Source organism: Rhizobium sp. P1_E6 (assembly GCF_056405875.1).
The window spans coordinates 1-8,820 of the sequence record NZ_JBFUBG010000147.1 but is presented as its reverse complement, the minus strand read 5'-3'; the positions used below and the strand labels follow the sequence as shown (position 1 = coordinate 8,820).

General features: G+C 60.9%; 8 protein-coding genes and 1 pseudogene. 7 read left to right on the top strand and 2 right to left on the bottom strand.

The window, feature by feature from the left end:
• Positions 1 to 1,331 (bottom strand): M48 family metalloprotease (locus AC1D35_RS33605; protein WP_477942190.1); only part of this gene is annotated, 1,331 nt, incomplete at its 3' end.
• 376 nt (positions 1,332 to 1,707) lie between these two features.
• Complete coding sequence (locus AC1D35_RS33600; RefSeq protein ID WP_113312038.1) at positions 1,708 to 3,249, bottom strand: MDR family MFS transporter; 1,542 nt, start codon at positions 3,247 to 3,249, stop codon at positions 1,708 to 1,710.
• A gap of 116 nt (positions 3,250 to 3,365) precedes the next feature.
• Here AC1D35_RS33600 and AC1D35_RS33595 point away from each other — a divergent pair, with 116 nt between their 5' ends.
• From AC1D35_RS33595 to AC1D35_RS33565, 7 genes and pseudogenes are all read left to right on the top strand, one after another.
• Positions 3,366 to 3,893 carry a MarR family winged helix-turn-helix transcriptional regulator gene (locus tag AC1D35_RS33595; RefSeq protein ID WP_113312037.1) on the top strand — a complete coding sequence of 176 codons (528 nt, stop codon included), beginning with the start codon at positions 3,366 to 3,368 and terminating at the stop codon, positions 3,891 to 3,893.
• Positions 3,894 to 3,986: 93 nt separating this feature from the next.
• Entirely contained in the window at positions 3,987 to 4,661 is a 675-nt protein-coding gene (locus AC1D35_RS33590) for an OmpW/AlkL family protein (protein WP_113312036.1), read from the top strand.
• Positions 4,662 to 4,782: 121 nt separating this feature from the next.
• The gene (locus AC1D35_RS33585) at positions 4,783 to 5,439 is read left to right on the top strand and encodes a thiamine diphosphokinase (RefSeq protein ID WP_477855493.1); all 657 of its coding nucleotides are present in this window, start codon (positions 4,783 to 4,785) and stop codon (positions 5,437 to 5,439) included.
• A 3-nt stretch (positions 5,440 to 5,442) separates the two neighbouring features.
• Entirely contained in the window at positions 5,443 to 7,257 is a 1,815-nt protein-coding gene (locus AC1D35_RS33580; protein ID WP_113312034.1) for an ABC-F family ATP-binding cassette domain-containing protein, read from the top strand.
• A gap of 104 nt (positions 7,258 to 7,361) precedes the next feature.
• Positions 7,362 to 7,760, top strand: a complete 399-nt coding sequence (locus AC1D35_RS33575) for a VOC family protein (RefSeq protein ID WP_113312033.1) — start codon at positions 7,362 to 7,364, stop codon at positions 7,758 to 7,760.
• 166 nt (positions 7,761 to 7,926) lie between these two features.
• Positions 7,927 to 8,556: a DUF5666 domain-containing protein gene (locus tag AC1D35_RS33570; protein WP_113312032.1), complete on the top strand. Its 630-nt coding sequence runs from the start codon at positions 7,927 to 7,929 to the stop codon at positions 8,554 to 8,556.
• 146 nt (positions 8,557 to 8,702) lie between these two features.
• Positions 8,703 to 8,820 (top strand): annotated as a pseudogene (locus tag AC1D35_RS33565) (IS5/IS1182 family transposase); the annotation flags it as partial.

Here is an 8,820-nt window from a genome sequence, read left to right as displayed (position 1 = left end):
CGCAGGACGTCTGCGGTCGGCTCCAGCGAAGGGCTGCCCTTCGGCACGGCCGTCAGGAAGCGGAATATCTGGTTGTTGTTTCTGATGACCGTGACATCGAAATCCCAGCGGTCGGCCGTGGCTCGGGCGGTCGCAGCTTCCATGCCGTTGACGTTGATCGGCCGGATGCTCGATGGATCGAGACCGGTAACCCAGCCGCTGGAAATGTAATTCGTCAGGCTCTGGTTCTGGTTATCAGCGACACCGTCGAAACGAACGGCGATGTCGTTCGGGCCGGTCGCCATGACCGCCTCGACTTTGTTGTCGATATTGAAGTCCGGCGGAACATCGAAGCGGATGCCGAGGCCGCCATGCAGGAAGGTCTGGCCGCGCACATAGCCCTCTTCCGGGCTGTCTCCATAGAGAAGGCCATCGATGCCGTCGAGATAATAATCGCGGCCCTTGTCGCCGACCGAGCCTTCCTGGCCGAAAGCGCGGGCATGACTGCGCGCAAGCTCGATGCGCTGGGCGGAATTCGGATGGCTCGACAGGAAGTCCAGGCTCTGGTCGGCTTCCGGATCGACCGACATGAAGCGGCTGTAGGCGGCCATGGAATCGAGGAAACGGGCGGCGGCGTAGGGATCGTAGCCGGCTTCGCCGAGCATGCGTACGCCGATGACGTCGGCCTGCAGTTCTTGCTGACGGGAGAAGGCGGCGAGGCGCAGCTTGCCGCGGGCAAGCGCCTGCTTGCCGGCTATATCGCTCGACAGAACTTCAGCCACAACGCGGCTGGCAATGACTTCCGCCTCTTCGCGCTTCTGGCGCTCGATGCCGTGGTTTGCAGTGACGTGGCCCATCTCGTGCGAGAGTACGGCCGCGACTTCCGAGGCGTCGTTGGCGAGCGCGAGCAGGCCGCGGGTGACATAGAGGTAACCGCCCGGCAGGGCGAAGGCATTGATGGCGGGCGAATTCAGGATAGTGATCCGGTAGGACTGGCTCGGATTTTCCGACACGGCCGTCAGCGCGCCAGCGATGCGGGCGACGAGGCGCTCGGTTCGGGCGTCCTTATATTCGCCGCCATAGCTCGCAACGATGCGCGGATGCTCGCGGGCGCCCATGGCCGCGCGCGGGTCGTTTTTCTGCACTTCGTCGACGATCTGTGGATTGGACGAAGGGCCGACGGTCGGCTGATAGGATTGTTCGATCAACGACTCGCAGCCGTTCAGCATCACGACGCAGGCCGAAAGCAGCAGGATACGGCGCGCCCAACGGCGCGGCGCAACAAAGGCATCACTGGAAAGCGCGGGCGATTTCCACGTCGTCATGCTGTCCAGTCTGTCTCTCCGCATCATTTTAAGTCGCCGGTCTGCCGCATCTTCGGGCCGGCCGTTGCCAGGAAAATTCAATAGGCTTCCGCCCCGGTTCTCGCGCTGCACAATCGGCCGATCCAAGTCTTTGCTTTAGCCGATTTCCGCGTGGGTTGCATAGCGAGACTCCATCTAAATATGGCGCCGTTGCATTTCGGCAATGCCTCACCTGTCGAGGCACTTTCTCGCTCCGATGAAATTATGGCGAAAGTCCCATCGCAAGTGCAGATTCCGACTGCATTACGGAAAAAATCAGTCACTACGGCGACCGATGCGGGCAACAATAACGTCCGCGCGAAGAATGCAATTAATGGTAGTTCTRCCGAACTGAAAAGAAGAGGCGCCGCGCCGCGCGCCTATATCATTCTGCGGCTTCGGCGGCGACGCTGGCCTGGCCGGTCTTCGGTTCGCCGGCGCGGGGCAGCTGCACCGGCTTGAGCATGATGGCGGCAGCCAGGCCGATCAGGGCAATTCCGCAGGAGGTCATGAACAGCGGCGAGAAAGCTGCGGCATAAGCGTTCGCGACTGCCTGACGGCTGGCTTCGGGAAGTGCCGCCATCATTTTCGGCGTCAGTTCTTCGATATTGGGCACGCCCGGGATGGAGGAACCGAGCTTCCCCAGCTGCGATGCAATGATTGCACCATAGATGGAGATGGCAATCGACGCTCCGCCCATACGCGACAGGGTGACCGAGCCGGTTGCGGCACCCACATCGCGGGCCGGCGCTGCATTCTGTACGCCGATGACCGGAACCTGCTGGGCAAGGCCGATACCGATGCCGTGCAGCAGCATGATCGCGCCGATGATGGCGATCGGTGTGCCGGCATGGACCTGCGAGATCAGTGCGAAAGCGATGGCGCTGCACGTGAGGCTGGCAATGGCGAAGGGCTTGTAGCGGCCGGTCTTCGAAATGATGCGACCGGCATTCAGGGAGCCGCAGACGAGGCCGCCTGTCAGCAGGATGAAGAGCAGGCCGGCGCCGGATGGCGAAAGGCCTGTCGTCGTCTGCAGGAACAGCGCGAGGTAGTTGACCATGCCGATGGCGATCGCGCCGCCCATGATCGAGATCACCAGCAGCAGGCTGAAGGTGGAATTGCGGAAAAGCGGCAAGGGGACGATCGGCTCCGGTGCGCGGCGCTCGACGAAAACCCAGGTTATGGCGCAAACGACACCGAAGGCGACGATGCCGATGCTCTGCGGCGAGATCAACGCGCCGAAAAGCTCGCTGCTGTCGGTCGCAAGTACGATGCTGGTCGTCGTCAGCGCCAGCAGAAGCGCACCGGCATAATCGATCTTCGGACGGCGATGCGGCTTGCGATAGGGCAGCATGAAGGCGAGGCCGGTAAGCACGATGAAACCGATCGGAACGTTGACGAGGAAGATCGAGCGCCAGCCGAAGAGATCGCTCATTGTGCCGCCGAGGACCGGCCCGATGGCGCCGGAAGCCATCAGGACGAGGCTGGAATAGCTCTGGTAGCGGGCGCGTTCGCGCGGCTCGAAGAGGTCGGCGTTGACGGCGAAGATCGAAACCATGATGCCGCCGCCGCCAAAACCCTGCAGCACGCGGGCGGCAATCAGCGTGTTCATCGAGACGGCGAGACCGCAGACGGCGGAGCCGACCGTGAAGATCGCGATCGCCGTCATCATCACATATTTGCGGCCGAAGAGATCGCCGAGCTTCCCATACAGCGGCATGACCGCGCTCAGCGCCAGCAGATAGGCCGAACCGATCCAGCCGAAGCGGTCCAGATGACCGAACTCGCCGACGATGGTCGGCAGTGCGGTGGAGACGATCTGGTTATCCAGGGTCGCCATGAACATGGCGGTCATCAGGAAGAAGAAGAGGATGAGCCGCCGACGAGGATCCGTCACGAGCGGCGCGGGGGCAAGTTGCATGTCCATGGGAAGGCCATTTTCGTTACATCAATGCTTTATGTGCTAATAGCATATATTTGTCAATGTCACATTATTGACATTGGCATATTTTACTTTCGAGTCCGGTCTGTTATGGTTCCGTCATGAACGAGACCCTGACCAAGACAAGAACGACGGAGCTTGATGATCCTCCCATAGACAGCGTGCCGCGCATCGGCCGCACCATGACGCGCATGCGAATGATGACGGGCCGCCGACTGATCGGTCGGCTGGCGATCCAGAGCGTGGCACCGGATCTGGAGCTCTCGCATCTCGACGTACTCGATGCCGTGCGCCGCGCGCAGGAAAACGGCGAGGTGACGGTCGGTGCCATTGCCGAGATGTTGCGCATCGATCCGTCGAGGGCGAGCCGCGTCGTGTCTGATATGGTTGGCCGCAACGTCCTGCGTCGTGAGGCTTCTCAGGCGGATGCGCGGCGTATCGTCGTCGTCATGACTCCGCTCGGGAAAAATCTGCTGGCAGAAATCCGGGCCCAGAAGCTCGCCTTCGTGTCCGAGGTCGTGCGGGACTGGCCGCAGGAAGAGATCGACACTTTCTCGCTGCTGTTCGAGAAATTCATCGGCGGTTATGAGGCGATCTTCCTATCCCGCGACAAGGATACGCCCGGCTAACGAAAATAGTCCCAGCGTTTGATCTCGCTCAAGCCGACCCATCCAAGGCAGGCCTAAGTCTCTCCCCGTTCGACGACATCAGGAGAGATTCACATGAAACATCATCCGCTTCGGTTGAGAGGTATTTTTGCCGCAATCGTCTTTGCATCCTTCGGGCATGCGGCCTTTTCCGCCGACATGGCGCCTTCTGCAGGCTCGCCCGTCGCTACGCAAAGCCCGTGGCAGGTGCGCCTTCGCGCCCTTGGCGTGATCACGCGCGATAATGGCTCGGTGGACGGCATTTCCGGATCCGGTCTCTCTTATTCGGACACGGTGGTTCCGGAAGCGGATATCTCCTATTTCTTCACCGACAATATTTCCGCGGAACTCATTCTCGGCACGACCTATGCCAATGTGCGTGGTGAAGGCTCGATTGCCGGCTTGGGCGAAATCGGCAAGACGTGGCTTCTGCCGCCAACGCTGACGCTGCAATATCATTTCACCGATTTCGGTGCCTTCCAGCCCTATCTCGGTGCAGGCGTGAATTACACGGTCTTCTACAATCAGTCCGGCAGGAGCGCCGACAGCCTCGACGTGAAGAATACATTCGGCGTCGCGCTGCAGGCGGGTTTCGACTACATGTTCGATGAGCATTGGGGCGCGAACCTGGATGTGAAGAAGATCTTCCTGCGTCCGGATTTCGATGCGACCGTCGGCGGTGCCAATGTCAGCGGCAAGGCGAAACTTGACCCCTGGCTGATCGGCGCCGGTGTAACTTACCGCTTCTAAGCATTTGATTGATGCAATTCCGGTCGCAAACCGCTGCACACTTTTGCGGGAATTGCTCTGAGGGAAAGGCACCGGATATCCGGCGCCTCTTCCCCTTCACCCCTCGTTTGCGCTATGGGCAATGCCCATGAGCCAATCCACCTTCACTATCCTGCTCGGCGGGGCACTCAGCCTGACGGATCGTCTGCGCGACGCCGTGCGGAACAGCCGGTTCATCGCGGCCGACGGCGGCATGCGCCACGCAGCGGCGCTGGGCGTGGTGCCGGAATTGTGGGTCGGCGATTTTGATTCGACGCCCGCCGATCTCCACGGCGCTTTCCCCGACGTGCCGCGCCAGCCCTATCCGGCCGCAAAGGCTGCGACGGATGGTGAAATTGCCGTTACAGAGGCGATCGAGCGTGGCGCCAAGCGCCTGATCCTTGCGGGTGCGCTGGGCGGCGAACGGTCCGACCACGCCCTGCAGCATCTGCTCTACGCCGTGGAGCTGGCGGAAGAAGGCTTCGATATGCTGCTGACCTCAGGAAGCGAGGAGGCCGTGCCTCTGCTTCCGGGCTCACTGGAGATCGATCTTCCGCCGGGCAGCCTGTTTTCCGTGCCGGGCTTCAGCGAGCTGCGCGGCCTGTTCATCGAAAATGCTCGCTATCCGCTCGCCGACTTCCATTTGCCCTTCGGCTCGTCGCGCACCATCTCCAATGTGGCGGAAGGCCCCGTGCGCTTCTCGCTTGCCAGCGGCAGAGCCATCGTGCTCGCGCGGCCCTATGATCTTTCCGGAGTCTGATTCTTGGCGCCTCCCATTCTGAAACTCGACGATATCTTCCTGAGCTTCGGCGGTGCACCGCTTCTGGCCGGCGCAGCCTTGCAGGTGGAGTCCGGTGACAAGATCTGTCTCGTGGGCCGCAACGGCTCGGGCAAATCGACACTTCTGAAGATCGCAGCCGGCCTCGTCGACGCGCAGTCAGGTGAGGTCTTCCGCCATCCATCGGCCACGGTGCGCTATCTGGAGCAGGCGCCGGATTTTGGCGGCTTCGAGACCGTGCAGGCCTATGCCGAAGCCGGACTCGGGCCGGGCGACGATCCCTATCGGGTCACCTACCTGCTTTCGCATCTGGGGCTGACCGGCGAGGAAAACCCTGGGAATCTTTCGGGCGGCGAGGCGCGCCGCGCAGCGCTTGCGCGCGTGCTGGCGCCGGAGCCCGACATCCTGCTGCTCGACGAGCCAACCAACCATCTCGACCTGCCGACCATCGAGTGGCTGGAAGGCGAATTGCAGAAGACGCGCAGCGCACTGGTGCTGATCTCGCACGACCGCCGCTTCCTCGAAAAAGTCTCGACGGCGACCGTCTGGCTGGACCGCGGCACATCTCGCCGGCTCGACAGGGGCTTTGCGTTTTTCGAGGCGTGGCGGGACCAGGTGCTGGAGGCGGAAGAGCTGGAGCAGCACAAGCTCGGCAAGGCGATCGAGCGTGAGGAGCACTGGCTGCGTTATGGCGTGACGGCACGACGCAAGCGCAATATGCGCCGGCTCGGCGAGCTGCAGACGATGCGTTCGCAATATCGTGGCCACAAGGGTCCGCAGGGAACGGTACAGGCAAGCGCTTCCGATACGCAGGAATCCGGCAAGCTGGTGATCGAGGCGGACAAGATCACCAAGAGCTATGACCACAGGCCGATCGTCGCGCCGTTTTCGATCCGCGTGCATCGCGGCGACTGTATCGGTCTCGTCGGCCCGAACGGCGCCGGCAAGACGACGCTTTTGAAGATGCTGACTGGCCAGCTTGCGCCCGACAGCGGCACGGTGAAGCTCGGCACCAATCTCGATATCGCTACCCTCGACCAGAAGCGCGAGGACCTGAATCTGGAGGATACGCTTGCCAACTATCTGACGGATGGGCGTGGCGAGAACTTGCTCGTCAATGGCGAGCAGCGGCACGTGACCGGCTACATGAAGGAATTCCTCTTCCAGCCGGAGCAGGCGCGCACGCCGATCAAGAACCTCTCCGGCGGCGAACGTGCCCGTCTGATGCTGGCGCGCATCCTGTCACGGCCAGCGAACCTGCTCATTCTCGACGAACCGACCAACGACCTCGACATCGAGACGCTGGATCTCCTGCAGGAAATCGTCACGGGCTTTGCCGGCACCGTCATCCTCGTCAGCCACGACCGCGATTTTCTCGACCGGACCGTGACCTCGACGATCGCGCCTGCCGATCCGGAAACGCCGGATGGGCGCTGGATCGAATATGCCGGCGGCTATTCCGACATGCTGGCGCAGCGCAAGGGTGCGGCCGAGGAGCGCCGCAGGGCCGAGAAAGCGGAAAGACCGAAGACGCAGGACGCTGCCGCACCCTCTGTCTCGAAGGTAAAACTCTCCTACAAGCAGAAATTCGCACTCGAAAACCTGCCGAAGGAAATGGCCAAGGCGGAAACCGAGATCGCCAGGCGCGAGCAGAAGATGGCCGATCCGAACCTCTTCACCAAGGACCCAGCAACCTTCAACCGGCTGGCATCGGAGATGGAGAAGCTGCGCGAAAGCCTGACCAAGATGGAAGAGGAATGGCTGGAACTCGAAATGCTGCGCGAGGAGCTGGAAGGCTGATCCGATAAAAAATTCCTGAAGTGTCGGATCGCGTAGGTTTTCTCCGTCCTTGGGCCGAACGTGATCACGGCAATGGTGCCGCCACGTCATAAGGGAGATTTTTCATGCGCATGATTTTCGTGAACTTGCCGGTCAAGGATCTCGTCAGGTCGAAGGAATTCTTCTCGGCGCTCGGCTTTTCCTACAATCCGAATTTTACCACCGACGATGCAGCCTGCATGATCGTCGAGGAAAATATTTATGTGATGCTGCTGACCCACGGCCATTTCCAGCAATTCATCGAGGGCGATATCGCCGATACATCCAAGGGCAAGGAAGTGTTGACCTGCCTTTCGGCCGGCAGCCGCGCCGAGGTGGATGACTACCTCAAGAAGGCGCTGGCGGCGGGCGGCAAGCCTTGGAAGCCGATCCTCGATATGGGTCCGATGTATGGATGCAGCTTCCAGGACCTCGACGGCCATGTCTGGGAAATCATGTACATGGATATGTCTGCTGCTGGCTGAGCCAGTCTTTTCAAAGATCTTTTGCGGACTTCCGGTGCCCGGGATCGGGTTGCCGGGGTTCGCTTTCCTCACTTTTCCTTGATTCGCCCACGCCGCGTCATGCGGCATAGAGTGGCACTCCGGCAGCCGGGGATCGTGCCGACCAATGGCTACAAGGAAGAGTCACATGTCTCGCAAACCCTATACCGGTATATTCATGGCGCTTGCCGCCAGCAGTCTCGTCGTGCTCGGCCTTTCGCAGGCGGTGGGCGCGCAGGAAAACCAGCGCGTGCGCGTGCGTGGCACGATCGAGAGCCTCAACGGTGACACGCTGACGGTCAAGACCCGCGAGGGCAGCGATGCGACGGTGGCGCTTAAGTCTGGTTGGAAGGTCGCGGGTATCAGAAATGCGTCCGTCGATGACATCAAGGTCGGCGATTTTGTCGGCGTCGCCTCCCTGCCGAAAGGCACGGGTCCCGATGGCGCGATCGAAGTGCTGATTTTCCCGGCCGCGATGAAGGGCACCGGCGAAGGCAGCCGTCCATGGGATGTGCAGCCGAACAGCTCGATGACGAATGCAACCGTCAGCAATGCGGTCAAGGCCGTCGACGGCCACACGATCACGCTCACCTATCAGGGCAAGGAAAAGACCATCTCGATTGCCGAGGGTACGCCGATCGTCACCTTTGCGCCGGCAACGGAAGGTGATTTGAAGCCGGGCGCCGGTGTGATCGTCATGGCGGAAAGGGCAGCAGACGGCAGCATCTCGGCCGCGCAGGTCGCCGTCGGCATCAACGGTGTGATGCCACCTATGTAAGATTTCTTAGAGCTATGTTTTCACGCATGCCGGACGCAAAACCGCTACACATCGTTGCTGGAATTGCTCTAGGGTTAAAACCCAATCAAACTATTGATTAAATTATCTCTGTATGATTCACTTCGGTAATAATGGGAGTTTGAATCATGGCAGGAGAATTCTGGCTTGATGACCGACAGTGGGCGGTGATCGCTCCTCTGCTTCCGACGAACCAACCCGGCGCTCATCGAACTGATGACCGCCGGGTGATCAGCGGGATTATCC